General features: G+C 72.4%; 18 protein-coding genes. 10 read left to right on the top strand and 8 right to left on the bottom strand.

Translation table 11 applies throughout. From position 1 onward, the window contains the following. The first annotated feature begins 268 nt into the window (after positions 1-268). Together IO20_RS0130140 and IO20_RS0130135 are read left to right on the top strand one after the other, a co-directional pair. Entirely contained in the window at positions 269-1,012 is a 744-nt protein-coding gene (locus tag IO20_RS0130140) for a hypothetical protein (RefSeq protein WP_106978686.1), read from the top strand. A gap of 57 nt (positions 1,013-1,069) precedes the next feature. After that, positions 1,070-1,414: a rhodanese-like domain-containing protein gene (locus IO20_RS0130135; protein ID WP_030555686.1), complete on the top strand. Its 345-nt coding sequence runs from the start codon at positions 1,070-1,072 to the stop codon at positions 1,412-1,414. A gap of 13 nt (positions 1,415-1,427) precedes the next feature. On the opposite strand, the gene IO20_RS0130130 is transcribed toward IO20_RS0130135, so the two are convergent. The 6 genes from IO20_RS0130130 to paaA all read right to left on the bottom strand — a co-directional run bounded on the left by IO20_RS0130130 (position 1,428) and on the right by paaA (position 6,288). Further along, complete coding sequence (locus tag IO20_RS0130130) at positions 1,428-2,561, bottom strand: acyl-CoA dehydrogenase family protein (RefSeq protein ID WP_030555688.1); 1,134 nt, start codon at positions 2,559-2,561, stop codon at positions 1,428-1,430. A gap of 100 nt (positions 2,562-2,661) precedes the next feature. Beyond that, positions 2,662-3,753: a 2Fe-2S iron-sulfur cluster-binding protein gene (locus IO20_RS0130125; RefSeq protein WP_030555690.1), complete on the bottom strand. Its 1,092-nt coding sequence runs from the start codon at positions 3,751-3,753 to the stop codon at positions 2,662-2,664. Then, positions 3,754-4,251, bottom strand: coding sequence for a 1,2-phenylacetyl-CoA epoxidase subunit PaaD (gene paaD, locus IO20_RS0130120; RefSeq protein WP_030555692.1), 498 nt, complete (start codon positions 4,249-4,251; stop codon positions 3,754-3,756). Beyond that, complete coding sequence (paaC, locus tag IO20_RS0130115) at positions 4,245-4,985, bottom strand: 1,2-phenylacetyl-CoA epoxidase subunit PaaC (protein ID WP_030555693.1); 741 nt, start codon at positions 4,983-4,985, stop codon at positions 4,245-4,247. Before paaC ends, paaD begins: the two co-directional genes overlap by 7 nt. Next, positions 4,982-5,269 (bottom strand): 1,2-phenylacetyl-CoA epoxidase subunit PaaB, encoded by a 288-nt coding sequence (gene paaB, locus IO20_RS0130110; protein ID WP_030223573.1) that lies wholly within the window; start codon positions 5,267-5,269, stop codon positions 4,982-4,984. The genes paaC and paaB overlap by 4 nt, the downstream gene beginning before the upstream one ends. Next, positions 5,266-6,288: a 1,2-phenylacetyl-CoA epoxidase subunit PaaA gene (paaA, locus tag IO20_RS0130105; RefSeq protein ID WP_030555695.1), complete on the bottom strand. Its 1,023-nt coding sequence runs from the start codon at positions 6,286-6,288 to the stop codon at positions 5,266-5,268. The genes paaB and paaA overlap by 4 nt, the downstream gene beginning before the upstream one ends. Before the next feature lie 111 nt (positions 6,289-6,399). Here paaA and IO20_RS0130100 point away from each other — a divergent pair, with 111 nt between their 5' ends. The 3 genes from IO20_RS0130100 (at position 6,400) to IO20_RS0130090 (ending at position 9,235) form a co-directional block, all read left to right on the top strand. After that, complete coding sequence (locus IO20_RS0130100) at positions 6,400-7,203, top strand: DUF5819 family protein (protein ID WP_030555697.1); 804 nt, start codon at positions 6,400-6,402, stop codon at positions 7,201-7,203. Then, the gene (locus IO20_RS0130095) at positions 7,200-8,504 is read left to right on the top strand and encodes an HTTM domain-containing protein (protein ID WP_030555699.1); all 1,305 of its coding nucleotides are present in this window, start codon (positions 7,200-7,202) and stop codon (positions 8,502-8,504) included. Before IO20_RS0130100 ends, IO20_RS0130095 begins: the two co-directional genes overlap by 4 nt. A gap of 128 nt (positions 8,505-8,632) precedes the next feature. Then, positions 8,633-9,235, top strand: coding sequence for a TrmH family RNA methyltransferase (locus tag IO20_RS0130090; RefSeq protein ID WP_245685102.1), 603 nt, complete (start codon positions 8,633-8,635; stop codon positions 9,233-9,235). A 74-nt stretch (positions 9,236-9,309) separates the two neighbouring features. Here the strand turns inward: IO20_RS0130090 and paaN are convergent, their stop codons facing one another. Next, positions 9,310-11,007 carry a phenylacetic acid degradation protein PaaN gene (gene paaN / locus IO20_RS0130085; RefSeq protein ID WP_030555702.1) on the bottom strand — a complete coding sequence of 566 codons (1,698 nt, stop codon included), beginning with the start codon at positions 11,005-11,007 and terminating at the stop codon, positions 9,310-9,312. 124 nt (positions 11,008-11,131) lie between these two features. Here paaN and IO20_RS0130080 point away from each other — a divergent pair, with 124 nt between their 5' ends. Both IO20_RS0130080 and IO20_RS0130075 read left to right on the top strand, forming a co-directional pair. Further along, positions 11,132-12,814 (top strand): 3-hydroxyacyl-CoA dehydrogenase, encoded by a 1,683-nt coding sequence (locus tag IO20_RS0130080; RefSeq protein WP_078946235.1) that lies wholly within the window; start codon positions 11,132-11,134, stop codon positions 12,812-12,814. Continuing rightward, a complete protein-coding gene (locus IO20_RS0130075; protein WP_030555706.1) occupies positions 12,814-13,407 on the top strand; it encodes a TetR/AcrR family transcriptional regulator in 594 nt (197 codons plus the stop codon). Before IO20_RS0130080 ends, IO20_RS0130075 begins: the two co-directional genes overlap by 1 nt. 115 nt (positions 13,408-13,522) lie before the next feature. On the opposite strand, the gene IO20_RS0130070 is transcribed toward IO20_RS0130075, so the two are convergent. Beyond that, positions 13,523-14,113: an Lrp/AsnC family transcriptional regulator gene (locus IO20_RS0130070; protein ID WP_245685100.1), complete on the bottom strand. Its 591-nt coding sequence runs from the start codon at positions 14,111-14,113 to the stop codon at positions 13,523-13,525. A gap of 177 nt (positions 14,114-14,290) precedes the next feature. Between IO20_RS0130070 and pdhA the strand changes: the two genes are divergently transcribed. From pdhA to IO20_RS0130055, 3 genes are read left to right on the top strand one after another with little or no spacing between them, the layout of a single operon-like run. Further along, positions 14,291-15,451, top strand: coding sequence for a pyruvate dehydrogenase (acetyl-transferring) E1 component subunit alpha (gene pdhA, locus IO20_RS0130065; protein WP_030210319.1), 1,161 nt, complete (start codon positions 14,291-14,293; stop codon positions 15,449-15,451). Continuing rightward, positions 15,451-16,497 carry an alpha-ketoacid dehydrogenase subunit beta gene (locus IO20_RS0130060; protein ID WP_030555710.1) on the top strand — a complete coding sequence of 349 codons (1,047 nt, stop codon included), beginning with the start codon at positions 15,451-15,453 and terminating at the stop codon, positions 16,495-16,497. The genes pdhA and IO20_RS0130060 overlap by 1 nt, the downstream gene beginning before the upstream one ends. Next, the gene (locus IO20_RS0130055; RefSeq protein ID WP_030555712.1) at positions 16,497-17,891 is read left to right on the top strand and encodes a dihydrolipoamide acetyltransferase family protein; all 1,395 of its coding nucleotides are present in this window, start codon (positions 16,497-16,499) and stop codon (positions 17,889-17,891) included. The genes IO20_RS0130060 and IO20_RS0130055 overlap by 1 nt, the downstream gene beginning before the upstream one ends. The last annotated feature ends 6 nt before the right edge of the window (positions 17,892-17,897 follow it).

Here is a 17,897-nt window from a genome sequence, read left to right as displayed (position 1 = left end):
CCGTAGGCTGGGTGGGACGAGGCGGAACGAGGACTGGGCGGGCGTGGACGTGACCGAGGACCAGGGTGTGAACGAGGAGCCCGGGGACGAGCGCCCCGGCGACGAACGGCCTGAGGACGAGCGTCCCGGCGACCTGCGGCCTGGCGCCGAGCTGCCTGGGGGCGCGCCCCCCGCTGACGACCGGACCGCTGACGACCGGCCTGCTGACGACCGGCCTGCTGACGACCGGCCTGCTGACGAACGGCCCGAGGCGCGGCTTGAGCGGGCCGTGCGGGTGGCCGAGCAGGCCCTGATCGAGTTCGAGATCGCCGTCGAGACCTTCCGGGTCGAGGTGGACAACTTCTCCCGACTGCACCACCAGAAGCTCGGCCCCATGTACGCGCGCCTCGACGAGCTCGACGCCCGGATCGCCGAGGCGCGGGCGGCGCGCACCGGTGACCCGGAGGACCTGCGGCGGGCGGAGGAGGCGCGGGCGGCGGTTCTGCCGATGCCGGGCGTGGACGAGCTGTTCCACGACTGGATCGACTCCGACGGCCTCTCCCCCGAGGCGGCGGCCATGCTCACCGACCGGCCGGTGCAGCCGCCGAAGCGCGTCCGCCCCAGCGAGGAGGTGCGCAGGCTCTACCGGGAGCTGGCCCGTAAGGCCCACCCCGATCTGGCCCGCGAGGAGGACGAGCGGAAACGGCGCGAGGAGTTCATCACGCGGGTGAACGCGGCATACGCCAGGGGCGACGAGACGCTGCTTCGCGAGCTGTCCGCGGAGTGGGAGGCCGGTCCCGTGCCGGCCGAGGAGCGGCTCAGCGAGAGCGAGGAGCTGTACGCGCGCCTGGAGTGGCTGGCCGAGCGCAAGGACATGCTGTCGGCGCTGGCGCGCGAGCTGGAGGACAGTGCGATCGGCGCGATGCTGCGGATGGCGCCGGACGACCCGGACCGTCTCCTGGAGGAGATCGCGGAGCAGCTGCTCACGCAGGTCTCCGAGCGTGAGACCGAGCTGGCCGGGCTGGTGCAGTAGGTTTTTCCGTGCGCTCGGATTCCCGCCGGGCGGTACTGACGAGAGAAGGCCGTTCCCATGAATTTCTCCCCGCTGCCCTCGGTGGACGCGGCTTCCGTGCCGGCCGACGGTCTGGTGCTGGACGTCAGGGAGGACGACGAGTGGGCGGCCGGTCATGTCGAGGGTGCGCTGCACGTGCCGATGAGCGACTTCGTGGCCCGATTCGGTGAGGTGACGGAGGCCGTGGCCGAGCGCGGGCGCGCCTATGTGATGTGCCGGGTGGGTGGCCGGTCGGCGCAGGTCACGCAGTATCTGGTGCAGCAGGGCTTCGACGCGGTGAACGTCGAGGGCGGGATGCTCGCCTGGGACGGTGCCGGGCGTCCGATGGTGACGGGGAACGGCAGCCCGGCCTTCGTGCTCTGACGGTCGGCGGACGTCAGCCCAGGGGGTGGGCGGCCAGCAGGTCGCCCAGGGCTTCTTCGTGGGCGGCGGCGGGGCCGAGGGACAGTTCCAGGTGCTTGGCCCAGGCGTGGTAGCGGTGCAGGGGGTAGTCGGTGTCGGCGCCGAAGCCGCCGTGCAGGTGCTGTGCGGTCTGCACCACGCGCCGTACGCCTTCGGATGCCCAGATCTTGGCGACGGCGATGTCCCCTGCCGCGGGGAGCGGCGCTTCGGTTTCGCCGGCGAGGCGCCAGGCGGCCTGCCAGAGGGTGACTTCCATGGCGCGCAGGTCGATGTAGCGGTCGGCGGCCTGGACGGCGACGGCCTGGAAGGTGGCGACGGGGTGGCCGAACTGTTCCCGTTTGCCGGTGTACTGGCTCGTCATGGTGAGTACGGCTTCGCCGAGGCCGAGGGCGAGCGCGCAGGTGCCGGTGGTGAGCATTCCGCGCAGCCATTCCCAGGCGCCTTCGGCGTCGATGACGTCGGTGCCGTCGATGCGTACGGAGTCGAGCCGTAGTTCGGCGAGGAGTTCGCCGTTGGTGGAGTACTGCGCGGCGAGGCCGAGGCCTTCGTGTGCGCGGGGAAGCAGGGCGAGGACGGTGCGTCCTTCGGGGGTGTGCGCGGGTACGGCGATGAGGTCGGCGCCGTGGGCCCAGGGGACGGCGGTCTGGAGGCCGTCGAGGATCCAGTCGGTGCCGTCGCGGTGCGCGGTGACGGCGCGGTCGGCGGGGTCGTGGCCGGTGCGGCCCTGGGAGGCGGCGGTGAGGACGAGTTCGCCGCGGCCCGCGCGGGGGAGGAGTGCGGCGGCGGTGTGCTCGGGGGCGTACCGCTCGATGGTCATGGCGACGGCGCTGGTCTCCAGGAGGGGGACGCGGGCGAGGACGCGGGCCGCTTCGCGCAGGACGAGGCAGAGGGCGACGGGGTCGAGTCCGGCGCCGCCGTGTCGTGGGGACACCACGAGGCTCAGCAGGTCGGCGGTGGCGAGGCGGGACCAGAGGGGCCGGTCCAGGTCCTCGGAGACGGCGCCCGGTGTGAGGGCGGGGCTCGGTACCACGTCGGGTGTGACGGTCGAGAAGACCGCCTTGGCCGTCTCGACGGCCGCCTGCTGTTCCTCGGTGAAGGTGAAGTCCACTGCCCGGCCCTCCCGTTGCTGAACCCCGCTCATCCTGACGGTTCGTCAAGATAGAACAGGTTCTAGTGGAAGGGAATGGCGGCGGCGGTCTCCGAATGCGTCAGCGGTCGAAGTCCAACTCCACGTCGGGCGTGACCGGGTGGGACTGGCAGGCCAGGACGTATCCGGCTTCGGTCTCCTCCGGTTCCAGTGCGAAGTTGCGGTCCATCCGCACCTCTCCGCCGACGAGGAAGGCGCGGCAGGTGCCGCACACTCCGCCCTTGCAGGCGTACGGGGCGTCGGCTCGGGAGCGCAGCACCGTCTCGAGGAGCGTCTCGCCCCGGTCCACCGGCCAGGTACCGGACCGGCCGTGCAGGGTCGCGGTCAGGGTGGCGTGCGCGGGAGTGTCGGCCGTGGGGACCGCGGTGGGCGCGGAGCCGTCGTCGACGTGGAAGATCTCCTGGTGGATCAGGCCGCGGCCGACCCCGAGGTCGCCGAGTGCCTGCTCGGCGCCCTGTACGAGGCCGAAGGGGCCGCAGAGGAACCAGCCGTCGACGGTGTCGACCGGCAGCAGCGCGGGCAGCAGCTCGGTGAGCCGCTCGCGGTCGAGCCGGCCGGACGGCAGGCCCGCCTGCTGCTCCTCCCGGGAGAGCACGGTGACCAGCTGGAAGCGGTCGGCGTAGCGGTCCTTCAGGTCGGCGACCTCGTCGAGGAACATCGTGGACGCGGCGGTGCGGTCGCTCCGGATGAGGCAGAACCTGGCTTCCGGCTCCTGGGCGAGCAGGGTGGTCGCGATCGACAGGACCGGGGTGATGCCGCTGCCGCCGACGACGGCGGCGAAGTGGCCGGGGCGCGGGGTGAGGGAGAAGCGGCCCATGGGTTCCATGACCTCGACGAGGTCGCCGACGGCCAGTTCCTTGAGCGCGTACGTCGAGAAGGAGCCGCCGTCGACGAGCCGGATGCCGACGCGCAGGACGGGGGGCTCGCCGGCGGGGACGGCGGGGGCGCAGATCGAGTACGTGCGCCGGATCTCCTCGCCCTGTTCGCCCGTGCGACGCAGGGCGAGGTGCTGGCCGGGGAGGTGCCGGTAGGCCTCGTGGAGTTCGGGCGGGACCGCGAAGGTGACGGCCACGGAGTCGTCCGTGAGCCGTTCGACCTCGCTCACGCGGAGCGGATGGAACCCGGCCCGTCCGGTGGCGCCTGAGGACCCCATCTACAGCTCCTTGAAGTGGTCGAACGGTTCGAGGCAGGCGGTGCAGCGGCGCAGCGCCTTGCACGCGGTCGAGGAGAAGCGGCTCAGGAGCTCGGTGTCCGTGGAGCCGCAGTGGGGGCAGCGGATCGCCAGGGTGAGCGGCACGGGGCCGCCGGCCGGGCCTTGGGGGCGTGGCGGGGCGACGCCGAACTCGGCGAGTTTGCGGCGGCCTTCCTCGCTGATGTCGTCGGTGGACCAGGCGGGGGCGAGGACCGTGACGACGGAGACGTCGGGTACTCCGTGTGCGTGGAGTGCGCGCTCGATGTCCGAGGACATCGCCTCGACGGCGGGGCAGCCCGTGTACGTCGGGGTGAGGGAGACTTCGACGCTGCCGGGGCCGGTGACCTGGACGCCCCGCAGGACGCCGAGCTCCGCCAGGGTGAGGACGGGCAGCTCGGGGTCGAGGACGGCGCCGGCGATGCGGCTCAGTTCCTCTTCCAGGGCGGTCATGGTCACCATGTCGCCCCCGGGTGGCTGCGGTGCAGGTGCTGCATCTCGGCGATCATCCGGCCGAAGGGTTCGGTGTGCAGTCCCTGGCGGCCGGCTCCGGCGGCCCAGGCGCCGGTGCGGGGGCCGGAGGGCACGGTGAGGGTGGCCCTGCCGAGGATGTCGGTCATGGACGCGAGCCAGGCGCTCTCCATGGCGGCGTGGTCCACGTCGAGTCCTTCGACGGGCTGGAACAGTTCGCCCGTGTACCGCCAGAGGGCGTCGCAGGCGCGCTGCATGCGCTCGTGGCTCTCGGTGGTGCCGTCGCCGAGACGCAGGGTCCAGTGCTCGGCGTGGTCCCGGTGGTAGGCGACCTCCTTGACGGCCTTGGCCGCGAGTCCGGCGAAGGGGCCGTCGCCGGAGGCCAGCTGCCCGTACAGGAGGTGCTGGTAGGTGGAGAAGTAGAGCTGGCGGGCGATGGTGTGGGCGAAGTCGCCGTTGGGCTGTTCGACCAGCTGGACGTTCCGGAAGGAACGCTCCTCGCGGAGGTAGGCCAGTTCGTCCTCGTCGCCGACGAGGGAGAGCAGGACGCGGGCCTGGCCGAGGAGGTCGAGGGCGATGTTGGCGAGGGCGACCTCCTCCTCCAGGACGGGGGCGGACCCTGCCCACTCCCCCAGGCGGTGGGAGAGGATGAGGGCGTCGTCGCCGAGGGCGAGGGCGGCGCCGGTGGACGTGGCGGCCTCGTGGGTGTCGGGGGTGCTGCTCACAGGTGCTTCACCCCCTCCGGGATGTCGTAGAACGTCGGGTGGCGGTAGGGCTTGTCCGCGGCCGGTTCGAAGAAGGGGTCCTTCTCGTCGGGCGAGGAGGCGGTGATCTCGGTGGAGGGGACGACCCAGATCGACACGCCTTCGCTCCTGCGGGTGTACAGGTCGCGGGCGTTGCGCAGGGCCATCTCCGCGTCGGGCGCGTGGAGACTGCCCGCGTGGGTGTGGGACAGTCCGCGGCGGGAGCGCACGAACACCTCCCACAGCGGCCAACCGTCGCTCGTCATGCCTGTGCCTCCCCGTGCTTGCCGGTGTGCTTGTGCTTCTCCGCGTGGGCGGCCGCGGCTTCTCTCACCCAGGCGCCGTCCTCGTGGGCCTGACGCCGCTTGCTGAGCCGCTGGTCGTTGCAGGGGCCGTTGCCCTTGAGCACGTCCCAGAACTCGGTCCAGTCGATGGCGCCGAAGTCGTAGTGCCCGCGCTCCTCGTTCCACCGGAGGTCGGGGTCGGGGAGGGTGAGTCCGAGGGCCTCGGCCTGCGGCACGGCGATGTCGACGAAGCGCTGTCGCAGTTCGTCGTTGGTGTGGCGCTTGATCTTCCAGGCCATGGCCTGGGCGGTGTGGGTCGACTCGTCGTCGGGCGGGCCGAACATCATCAGGGAGGGCCACCACCAGCGGTCCACGGCGTCCTGCGCCATGGCGTGCTGGGCCTCGGTGCCCTGGGAGAGGGCGAGCAGCGCCTCGAACCCCTGGCGCTGGTGGAAGGACTCCTCCTTGCAGACCCGGACCATCGCGCGGGCGTACGGCCCGTACGAGCAGCGGCAGATCGGGACCTGGTTGGTGATCGCGGCCCCGTCCACCAGCCAGCCGATGGCGCCGACGTCGGCCCAGGTCAGCGTGGGGTAGTTGAAGATCGAGGAGTACTTCTGGCGGCCCGAGTGGAGCTTGTCGAGCAGCTCGTCGCGGCTGGTGCCGAGGGTTTCCGCGGCGCTGTACAGGTAGAGGCCGTGGCCGGCCTCGTCCTGGACCTTGGCCATGAGGATCGCCTTGCGGCGCAGCGAGGGCGCGCGGGTGATCCAGTTCGCCTCGGGCTGCATGCCGATGATTTCGGAGTGGGCGTGCTGCGCGATCTGCCGGACGAGCGAGGCGCGGTAGGCCTCGGGCATCCAGTCGCGCGGCTCGATCCGCTCCTCGGCGGCCACCGCGGCGTCGAACACGGCCTCGTGAGCGGCCTGCTCCGCCGCCACGGCCGCGTCCGACACGCCGGGCACGCCCGTGGTCCCTGCCGTATCTGCCGTCACTGCGGTCATCGGACCCCCTACCGACCGATCGTTCGGTTGAATGACTTCAATGGTGAGTCGGCGGCCCGTATGGTGTCAACCCTGTGGATAACCGAGTGGGCCGATCGGGATCGGGGCGGGATGGACGCGGACGTCGAAAAGGGCGCGGCTGACGTGAGCGACGACCGTCCGGCAGCCCAGGCGGACCCCCTCGGCGCGATCGCCCCGGACGCGTCCCCCGACGCCCAGGACTCCGGCACCGGGATCATGGCCCTCTCGCTGCCCTACCAGGTCGTTCTCGCCGTGGCGCTCGCCGTCGCCGGGGTGTTCGCCTGTGTGCACCTGGCGATGGTGTTCCTGCACGTGGCGCCGTCCAACACGCTGACCAAACGGCACGGCCAGGCCGTCGACGACTGGGTCTATCCGGAGTTCGAACAGAACTGGAAGCTCTTCGCGCCCAATCCGCTCCAGCAGAACATCTCCGTCGAGGTCCGCGCCGAGCTCGCCGCCCCGGACGGCGCCCTGCGCACCACCGGCTGGATCGACCTCACGGCCCAGGACACCGAGGCGATCCGCCACAACCCGATGCCCAGTCACGCCCAGCAGAACGAACTCCGCCGGGCCGTGGACTTCTACCTCCACTCGCACTCCGACGACGAGCGCCCCGAAGGGCTGCGCGGCCACCTCTCGGAGGAGTACATGCGCAGGATCGCGATGCACCGCCTCGACGCCCTTCCCGTCCTCCGGGGGCCCGACGGGCGGGCGCTCGCGGGCGACGTGCGCCGTGTCCAGCTCCGGGCCGTCACCCGGCCCGTGGCCGCCCCCCGGTGGAGCTCCGAGGAGACCGACACGGCCCCCTCCTACCGCGACCTCCCGTGGTGGCGGGTCACCGAAGCCGACCGGCCGGCAGGAGCCCACCGAAGCGGTACGGAGGCGGCCCGATGACCACGCCCACACCACCCCAGCCGTCCCCCGCACCCCGGCCGTCCCCCGCACCCCTGTCGGGCCCCACTCCCCAGCCGTCCCGCACGGCAGCCCGCGAGCCCTTCGACCGCCGGCTCGCCCGTGCCGTCCAGACCGTCACGGGCCGCTCCCTGGGCCCGTACCAGACGGCGATCGTACGGATCGGCTTCTCGCTGACCTGGCTGCTCTTCCTGCTGCGCGAGCTGCCGTACCGGCACGAGCTGTACGGCCCCGACAGCCCCTGGTCCTGGGAGATGGCCCGCCGGCTGATCGCCGACAACCGGTCCTTCAGCGTGCTCATGTGGTCGGACGGCCGGCTCTGGTTCGAGCTCGTCTACGGGCTGGCCGTGCTCTCCGCCGTGCTCCTCCTGGTCGGCTGGCGCACCCGGGCCGTCTCGGTGGTCTTCATGGTCGGGGTGCTCTCGCTGCAGAATCGCTCCGTCTTCGTGGGGGACGGCGGTGACAACGTCCTCCACCTCGCCGCGATCTACCTCGTGCTGACCCGCTGCTCCCAGGTGTGGTCCCTCGATGCCCGGCGGGCCGCCCGCGAGGCCCGCGCCGCCCAGGCCGGCGGGCCGCCACGCGTCGATCGCACCGGCCCGCTGCTGTGGACCGTGCTCGGCGGCCTCCTCCTCGCCACGACGTGGTTCAGCGAGGTCTCCGGCGAGTGGTGGCTGCCCGTGCTGCTGTGGGTCCTGTGGCTCGGGAACGCCCTCTGGTGGCTGGTGTGCCGGTTCGCGCCCGGCGAGCCGCGCACCCTGCTCGACGCCCTCGCCCACCTCGGGCACAACGCCGCCCTCCTCGTGATCATGGCGGAGGTCTGCCTGATCTACGCCACGGCCGGCTGGTACAAGGTCCAGGGTTCGCGCTGGCAGGACGGCACCGCGCTGTTCTACCCCCTCCACCTCGACTACTTCACGCCCTGGCCCGCCCTCTCCGGCCTGCTCGCCGCCAGCGGGATCATGGTGATGCTGGTGACCTACGGCACGGTGATCGTCCAGGTCGCCTTCCCGTTCACGCTCTTCCACCGCAAGGTCAAGAACGTGCTGCTCGTCGCGATGATGCTGGAGCACGCCGGGATCGCCGTGCTTCTCGGCCTGCCGGTCTTCTCGCTCGCGATGATCTCCGCCGACGCCGTCTTCCTGCCGACGGCGTTCCTGGCCGGGCTCGGCGCGTGGGTCGTACGGGGCAGGGACCGGCTGCTGCGGCGGGCGCCCGCCGGGACGCTGCCCGAGCAGCGCCGTACGGGTGAGGAGCACGGCCCCCGTACCCTCGTCGGGTGAGCACCACCAGTACCACTGACGAGAAGCCCGGGGCCGGAGACGAGGCCGGAGCCGGAGTCGAGCCCGTAGCCCAGGCCGGGGCTACGGCGGCCGAGCCGGTCCAGTACGACGAGGGCTTCGGCCCCGAGATCGGCGTGGGACCGCACCCGGAGCCGTGGCCCGAGGGCGAGCGGTACGACCCGGAGCTGCTTGCCGGCGGCGACCGGCGCAATGTCGTGGACCGCTACCGGTATTGGACGCGGGAGGCGGTCGTCGCCGACCTGGACACCCGGCGTCACGACTTCCACGTGGCCGTGGAGAACTGGGGCCACGACTTCAACATCGGCTCGGTGGTACGAACCGCCAACGCGTTCCTGGCGAAGGAGGTCCACATCGTGGGCCGACGGCGCTGGAACCGGCGCGGCGCCATGGTCACCGACCGCTACCAGCACGTCCGGCACCACCCGGACACCGAGTCGCTGACCTCGTGGGCGGCGGCCGAGGGCATCCCGGTCATCGGCATCGACAACCTGCCGGGCGCCGTCCCGCTGGAACGGACCGTGCTGCCCCGCCGCTGCGTGCTGCTCTTCGGGCAGGAGGGCCCGGGACTCACGGAGGAGGCCCGCGCCCATGTGGAGATGGTCTGCTCGATCGCCCAGTTCGGTTCGACCCGCTCGATCAACGCGGGGGCGGCCGCCGCCATCGCCATGCATGCCTGGGTGCAGCGCTACGCGGAGATCCAGAGCCCGTAGACGTGTTCCCGGGGGCCTTCAGTGCGCCCCCGGGAACACGTGGATCACCCGGGATCGCTCGGGTTCACCCGAGGTCAGGCCTGGCGGCGGACCTCCACCACCCGGAAGCGGTTGGAGACGAAGGCGCCGTCGCACAGGGCCGCGTTCGCCGCCGGGTTGCCGCCCGAGCCGTGGAAGTCGGAGAACGCGGCGGTCTGGTTCACGTACACCCCGCCCGTGAGGTTCAGCGAGAGCTGGGCCGACTCCTCCAGGCAGACCTCCTCCACCGCGCGCTCGGTCTCCTCCGAGGTCGTGTAGGCCCCGACCGTCATCGCGCCCTTCTCCCGGACCGTACGGCGCAGCAGCTCCAGGGCCTCCTTGGTGGACTCCACCGAGACGGCGAAGGAGACCGGGCCGAAGCACTCCGAGAAGTACGCCGCCTGGGCGTCGGGCTTCGAGCCGTCCAGCTTCACGATGACCGGCGTCCGCACGACCGCGTCCGGGTACTCCGGGTTGACCACCTCGCGGGAGGCGAGCGCCACCTCCCCGAGGCCCGCGGCGGCCTCCAGGCGCGCCTTCACGTCCGGGTTGACCAGGGCGCCGAGGATGCCGTTCGCCCGGGCGTCGTCGCCGAGCAGACCGCCGACGCCCGCCGCGAGGTCGGCGACGACCTCGTCGTACGACTTGGGGCCCTGGTCGGTGGTGATGCCGTCGCGGGGGATCAGCAGGTTCTGCGGGGTGGTGCACATCTGGCCGCTGTACAGGGACAGCGAGAACGCCAGGTTGGCGAGCATGCCCTTGTAGTCGTCGGTGGAGTCGACCACGACCGTGTTGACGCCGGCCTTCTCGGTGTAGACCTGCGCCTGGCGGGCGTTGTCCTCCAGCCAGTCGCCGAACTCGGTGGAGCCGGTGTAGTCGATGATCCGGATCTCGGGGCGGACGGCCAGCGTCTTGGCGATGCCCTCGCCCGGCCGCTCGACGGCGAGCGCGACGAGGTTCGGGTCGAAGCCGGCCTCGGCGAGCACCTCACGGGCGACACGGACGGTCAGGGCGAGCGGCAGGACCGCGCGCGGGTGCGGCTTGACCAGGACCGGGTTGCCGGTGGCGAGGGAGGCGAACAGGCCCGGGTAGCCGTTCCACGTGGGGAAGGTGTTGCAGCCGATCATCAGGGCGATGCCGCGGCCGACCGGGGTGAACTCCTTGCTCAGCTGCAGGGGGTCGCGCTTGCCCTGGGGCTTGGACCAGTCGGCCCGCCCGGCGGGGGTGCGGGTCTGCTCCGCGTACGCGTAGGCCACGGCTTCGAGGCCGCGGTCCTGGGCGTGCGGGCCGCCGGCCTGGAACGCCATCATGAACGCCTGTCCGCTGGTGTGCATGACGGCGTGGGCGAACTCGTGGGTGCGGGCGGAGATCCGGGCGAGGATCTCCAGGCAGACCAGGGCCCGGGTCTCGGCCCCGGCGTCGCGCCAGGCGCCCATGCCCGCGCGCATCGCGGGGAGCAGGACGTCGATGTCGGCGTGCGGGTACTCGATGCCGAGGGACGGGCCGTACGGCGAGGTCTCGCCGCCGGTCCAGCCGTCCGTGCCGGGCTGGTCGAGCTCGAAGCGGCTGTTCAGAACGGCCTGGTGGGCGGCGAGACCGGCCGCGGCGTCGAGCGAGCCGTCCGCCCCGTACGCCTTCGGGTGCTCCGGATGCGGCGACCAGTAGGCGCGGGTCCGGATGGTGTCGAGCGCCTGGTCGAGCGTGGACCGGTGCTTGTCGGCCAGACGGTCGGTGGTCAGCTGAGCGATGGCCATGGAAGGACCAACTCCTCGTCGAGCTGGGCAGGGAGACACGTACGGAGTTAGAGTAACCGAACGATCGGTCGGGACAAGGGGGTCCGTCGATCCTGTGGAAAACCCATCGGGGAGGATCACCCCTATGAGCGCCAACGTGAGCGCCAACGTGAACGTCAGGGGGAGCGACGACGTGACCGCCACTGAGCCCGCCGCCGTGCGGACCGCAGGAACCGGAGCCGAAGAGGCCGCCGAGGCCACCGACACGGTCAGCGAGGCCGCCCGGGACACCCAGGCCGCCGAAGCGTCCGAGGCCGCCGGGACCGTCGGCCGGGACCGTACCGTCGCCGTCGTCGGCACGGGCACCATGGGCCAGGGGATCGCCCAGGTCGCGCTGGTCGCCGGCCACCCCGTGCGCCTCTACGACAGCGCCCCCGGCCGCGCCGAGGAGGCCGTGGCCGCCCTCACCGCCCGCCTCGACCGGCTCGTCGAGAAGGGACGTCTGGACGCCGCCGCGCGCGAGGACGCCGTCCGTCGGCTGCACGCCGCCGCCGAGCTCGACGAGCTCGCCGACGCGGCCCTCGTCATCGAGGCGATCGTCGAGCTGCTGCCCGTCAAGCAGCAGCTCTTCGCCGACCTGGAGAAGGTCGTCGGCGACGACACGGTCCTCGCCACCAACACCTCCTCCCTCTCCGTCACCGCCATCGCCGGCGGCCTGCGGCTGCCCGGCCGGTTCGTCGGCCTGCACTTCTTCAACCCGGCGCCGCTGCTCCCGCTCGTCGAGGTCGTCAGCGGCTTCGCCACCGACCCGGACGTCGCCACGCGCGCGTACGCGACGGTGAAGGAGTGGGGCAAGACGCCGGTCCGCTGCGCGGACACCCCCGGCTTCATCGTGAACCGGGTCGCCCGCCCCTTCTACGCCGAGGCGCTGCGGGTCTACGAGGAGGGCGCGGCCGACCCGGCCACCATCGACGCCGCCCTGCGCGAGTGCGGCGGCTTCCGCATGGGCCCCTTCGAGCTGACCGACCTCATCGGCCAGGACGTGAACGAGGCGGTCACCCGGTCGGTGTGGGAGTCCTTCTACCAGGACCCGAAGTTCACGCCCTCGCTCGCGCAGCGGCGGCTCGTCGAGTCGGGCCGGCTCGGCCGCAAGACGGGCCGGGGCTGGTTCTCGTACGCGGAGGGCGCCGAGCGGCCCGAACCGCACACGGCGGCCCCGGCCGAGGCGCCCGCGAAGATCGTCGTCCGGGGAGACCTGGGGCCCGCTGAGCCGCTCGTGGGGCTCTTCGAGGAGGCCGGGATCACGGTCCGCCGCAAGAAGGGCTACGGCGGGTTCATCACGCTGCCGGGCGGCGGTGAGCTCAACCTCGCGGACGGCGAGAGCTCCTTCGAGTACCACAAGGAGGAGATCGTCTACTTCGACCTCGCGCTCGACTACGCGCGCGCGAGCCGGATCGTGCTCTCCGCCAAGGAGGGGATCTCGCCCGGGACCCTCGCCGAGGCCGTGGGTCTCTTCCAGGCCCTCGGCAAGAAGGTCTCCGTGATCGGCGACGTGCCCGGCATGATCGTGGCCCGTACGGTCGCCATGCTGGCCGACGTCGCGGCCGACGCGGTCGACCGGGGCGTCGCCACCGCCGAGGACGTCGACACGGCCATGCGGCTCGGGGTCAACTATCCGGTCGGTCCGCTGGAGTGGGCCGGGAAGGTCGGCTACCAGCGCACGTGCGGCCTGCTGGGGGAGCTGCACGAGCGGTATCCGACGGGGCGGTACGCGCCGAGCGTCGCCCTCGTGCGCCGGGGATACGCCGAGGACGGGAAGGACTCCTGATGACCACGGCGAAGCGCGACACGTACACCCCCGAGACGCTGCTCTCGGTCGCTGTCCGGGTCTTCAACGAGCGCGGCTACGACGGCACCTCCATGGAGCACCTCTCCAAGGCGGCCGGAATCTCCAAGTCGTCGATCTACCACCACGTGTCCGGCAAGGAGGAGCTGCTGCGGCGGGCCGTGAGCCGGGCGCTTGACGGGCTCTTCGCGATCCTCGACGAGCCGGGCGCCGGGCAGGGGCGGGCCGTCGAGCGGGTCGAGTACGTCACGCGGCGAACGGTCGAGGTGCTGATCGCGGAGCTGCCGTACGTGACGCTGCTGCTGCGGGTGCGCGGCAACACGGGCACCGAGCGGTGGGCGATGGAGCGGCGGCGCGAGTTCGACCACCGGGTGTCCGAGCTGCTGAGGGCCGCCGCCGACGAGGGCGATCTGCGCGCTGATGTGGACATACGGCTCGCCACCAGGCTGCTCTTCGGCATGATCAATTCACTCGTGGAGTGGTACCGGCCGCATCCGGACGCGACGGCGGAGCGCGAGCAGCTCGCCGAGACCGTCGCCCACCTGGCCTTCGACGGGCTGCGGACGGCCCGCTGAGGGCCGTCCGGCTCCGGAGGAGGGGTCCGTCGGGGCGGTCGTCGGGGCGGTCCGTCGCGGCTCAGGCTCCTGAGGCGGCCCTCAGCGCTCACGGCTCCTGAGTCGGCCATCGGGCTCAGGCGCGCGGGTCCGTGTTGAGGTCCGTCTCCTCGAAGACCAGCAGCGTGCGCGTGGACAGCACCTCGGGGATCGCCTGGAGCCGGGTGAGGACCAGCTCGCGCAGCGTCCGGTTGTCCGGCGTGTGGACCAATAGCAGTACGTCGAAGTCCCCGCTGACGAGTGCGATGTGCGTGGCGCCAGGCAGCGCCCTGAGCTGCTCGCGGACCGTGCGCCAGGAGTTCTGGACGATCTTGAGCGTGATGTAGGCCGAGGCGCCGTGGCCGGCCCGTTCGTGGTTGACGCGGGCGCTGAAGCCGCGGATCACGCCGTCGTCGATGAGCCGGTTGATGCGCGCGTAGGCGTTGGCCCGGGACACGTGGACCCGTTCGGCCACGGAGCGTACCGAGGCGCGGCCGTCCGTCTGCAGCAGGCGCAGGATGTCCCGGTCGATCGCGTCCAGAGGGCGTGCCGGAAGCGCGCCCGTCGGGGTGCCCACAGGGGCGCTCAGGACCTCGCCGGCCACTTCTCCGTCGCTTCCGCCGAGGGTGTTGCCCGGTTCGTCGGCCGGAACCCCGCTCCGGTCGACGGCCATTTGTTCATCCGCCATGTCCCCCCGCCTCTCTCCGCTGGACGACCTGCTTCTATCCCAGGCTGTGGAGAACCGTTTGTCCACAGGCTGGAGGTGCCTGTAGCCAAAATGCCTCCACGACCGAACAATCGGTAGGTGAGGCGCGCCACACTCGCGCCACCCGCCTTCGGGTCTTATGCCCGCTCCCACGAGGAGGTGGACTCGTTGCAACAGCGCAGTTCGACAGTCCAAGAGCCGCCCGGTGCCGTTCCCGCCTACCGGCCCACCCCGCCGCCGGCCTGGCAGCCGCGGACCGATCCCGCCCCGCTGCTGCCAGACGCCGAGCCGCTGCGCGTGCTCGGCACGGACGCCGTGGCCGACGCCGACCCCGCGCTGCTGCTCCGGCTCTACGCGGAGCTGATCCGCGGCCGCCGGTACAACACGCAGGCCACCGCTCTCACCAAGCAGGGCCGCCTCGCCGTGTACCCGTCCACCACGGGCCAGGAGGCGTGCGAGATCGCCGCCGCCCTCGCCCTGGAGGAGCGGGACTGGCTCTTCCCCTCGTACCGCGACACCCTCGCGGCCGTCGCCCGCGGCCTCGACCCGGTCCAGGCGCTGACGCTGCTGCGCGGCGACTGGCACACCGGGTACGACCCGCACGAGCACCGCATCGCGCCGCTCTGCACCCCGCTCGCCACACAGCTGCCGCACGCGGTGGGCCTGGCCCACGCCGCCCGGCTCAAGGGCGACGACGTGGTCGCGCTCGCCATGGTCGGCGACGGCGGCACCAGCGAGGGCGACTTCCACGAGGCGCTGAACTTCGCGGCCGTCTGGCAGGCCCCCGTGGTCTTCTTCGTCCAGAACAACGGCTTCGCGATCTCCGTGCCGCTCGCCAAGCAGACCGCCGCCCCCTCCCTGGCCCACAAGGCCGTCGGATACGGGATGCCCGGCCGGCTCGTCGACGGCAACGACGCGGTCGCCGTCCACCAGGTGCTGACCGAGGCCGTGGCCCGCGCCCGGCGCGGCGGCGGCCCCACCCTGGTCGAGGCGATCACGTACCGGATCGACGCCCACACCAACGCCGACGACGCCACCCGCTACCGCGCGGCCGGCGAGGTCGAGACCTGGCGGGCGCACGACCCGATCCTGATCCTCGAAAGAGAACTGACGGAGCGTGGCCTGCTCGACGAGGACGGCAGGCGCGCGGCGGCGGAGGCCGCCGAGACGATGGCCGCGGAGCTGCGCGAACGGATGAACGCCGACCCGGTGCTCGACCCGATGGACCTCTTCTCCCACGTGTACGCGGAGCAGACGACACAGCTGCGCGAACAGGCGGCGCAGCTGCGCGCCGAGCTCGAAGCCGAGGGTGAGGCGTGATGACGACGGCGACCACCGGACCCGCGGCGGACAGGACCACCGCGAACGCCGGAAAGCCCAAGCCGGCCACGATGGCGCAGGCGCTCCAGCGGGCCATGCGCGACGCGATGGCCGAGGACCCGACCGTCCATGTGATGGGCGAGGACGTCGGCACGCTCGGCGGCGTCTTCCGGGTCACGGACGGGCTCGCCAAGGAGTTCGGCGAGGACCGGTGCACGGACACCCCGCTGGCCGAGGCCGGCATCCTCGGCGCGGCCGTCGGCATGGCGATGTACGGCCTGCGGCCGGTCGTCGAGATGCAGTTCGACGCGTTCGCCTATCCGGCGTTCGAGCAACTGATCTCGCACGTGGCGAAGATGCGGAACCGGACGCGCGGCGCGATGCCGATGCCGATCGTCATCCGTGTCCCGTACGGCGGCGGGATCGGCGGCGTCGAGCACCACAGCGACTCCTCCGAGGCCTACTACACGGCCACGCCCGGACTGCACGTCGTCACCCCGGCCACGGTCGAGGACGCCTACGGGCTGCTGCGCGCGGCCATCGCCTCCGACGACCCGGTGGTCTTCCTGGAGCCCAAGCGGCTCTACTGGTCCAAGTCCGACTGGTCCCCCGAGGCGCCCGCGCCCGTGGAGCCGATCGGCAAGGCCGTCGTACGGCGGCAGGGCACCGGCGCCACCCTGATCACCTACGGCCCCTCGCTGCCGGTCTGTCTGGAGGCGGCGGAGGCCGCCCAGGCCGAGGGCTGGGACCTGGAGGTCGTCGACCTGCGCTCGCTCGTGCCCTTCGACGACGAGACCGTCTGCGCCTCGGTGCGGCGCACCGGCCGCGCGGTCGTGGTCCACGAGTCGACCGGCTTCGGCGGGCCCGGCGCGGAGATCGCCGCGCGCGTGACCGAGCGGTGCTTCCATCATCTGGAGGCGCCGGTGCTGCGGGTCGCGGGCTTCGACATCCCGTACCCGCCGCCGATGCTGGAGCGCCACCATCTGCCGGGCGTGGACCGGGTGCTCGACGCGGTGGCGCGGCTGCAGTGGGAGGCGGGAAGCTGATGGCGCAGGTGCTCGAGTTCAAGCTGCCCGACCTCGGTGAGGGACTCACCGAGGCGGAGATCGTCCGCTGGCTGGTCAGCGTCGGCGACGTCGTCGCCATCGACCAGCCGGTCGTCGAGGTCGAGACGGCCAAGGCCATGGTCGAGGTGCCCTGTCCGTACGGCGGTGTCGTCACCGCCCGGTACGGCGAGGAGGGCTCCGAACTGCCCGTCGGCGCGCCGCTCCTGACGGTCGCGGTGGGGGGTGGCACGGCGGTGTCCGGGGCCGCCGTCCCGGCCGCCTCCGCCGCCGAGGAGTCCGCCTCCTCCGGGTCTTCGGAGCAGTCGGGCAACGTGCTGGTGGGGTACGGCACGGCGGAGCCCGCCGCCCGTCGTCGTCGGGTACGGCACGAGAGCCCGGCGGTGTCGCAGAAGCCCGCCCCCGCCGCTCCCGCGCCCGTACCGGTGCCGGTGGCGGCCGCTCCGGTGCCCGTTGCCGTGGGTTCCGGTGGTCACGAGGGCCCGGTGCCGGTCATCTCGCCGCTCGTACGGAAGCTGGCCAGGGACCGGGGGCTCGATCTGCGGGAGGTCCGCGGATCGGGGCCCGAGGGGCTGATCCTGCGGGCCGATGTGGAGCTGGCCCTCGCCGCCCTGGATCGTCCGGCGGCGGCGCAGGTGCCCGCGCCCGCGCCCGTCGCCACCCCCGCGCCCTCGGGCCCCGCTCCGGCCGGTGAGCGGATCCCGCTGCGCGGCGTCCGCGGCGCCGTGGCGGACAAGCTGTCACGCAGCCGCACGGAGATCCCGGACGCGACCTGCTGGGTGGACGCGGACGCGACCGAGCTGATGGCCGCGCGCGCGGCGATGAACGCGGCGGGCGGGCCGAAGATCTCGCTGCTCGCGCTCCTCGCCCGGATCTGCGTCCATGCCCTGGCCCGGTTCCCCGAGCTCAACTCCACCGTGGACACCGCCGCCCGGGAGATCGTCCGGCTGCCGTCCGTGCACCTCGGCTTCGCGGCCCAGACCCCGCGCGGGCTCGTCGTGCCCGTGGTCAAGGACGCGGGGACGCGCACGGCCGAGTCGCTCACCGCGGAGTTCGCCCGACTGACGGAGGCCTCCCGGCAGTCGGCGCTGACTCCGGCCGATCTGACGGGCGGCACGTTCACCCTGAACAACTACGGGGTGTTCGGGGTCGACGGATCCACGCCGATCATCAACCACCCCGAGGCCGCCATGCTCGGTGTCGGCCGGATCATCCCCAAGCCCTGGGTCCACCAGGGCGAATTGGCCGTCCGTCAGGTGGTGCAGCTCTCGCTCACCTTCGACCACCGCGTCTGCGACGGCGGCACGGCCGGAGGCTTCCTGCGGTACGTGGCGGACTGCGTCGAGCAGCCCGCGGTCCTGCTCCGCACGCTCTGACGGCCC

Origin of the sequence: Streptomyces exfoliatus (assembly GCF_000725545.1) — a bacterium.
Taxonomy (GTDB): domain Bacteria; phylum Actinomycetota; class Actinomycetes; order Streptomycetales; family Streptomycetaceae; genus Streptomyces; species Streptomyces exfoliatus.
The sequence above is the reverse complement of the archived record's forward strand: the minus strand, read 5'-3'. Positions and strand labels throughout refer to the sequence as shown.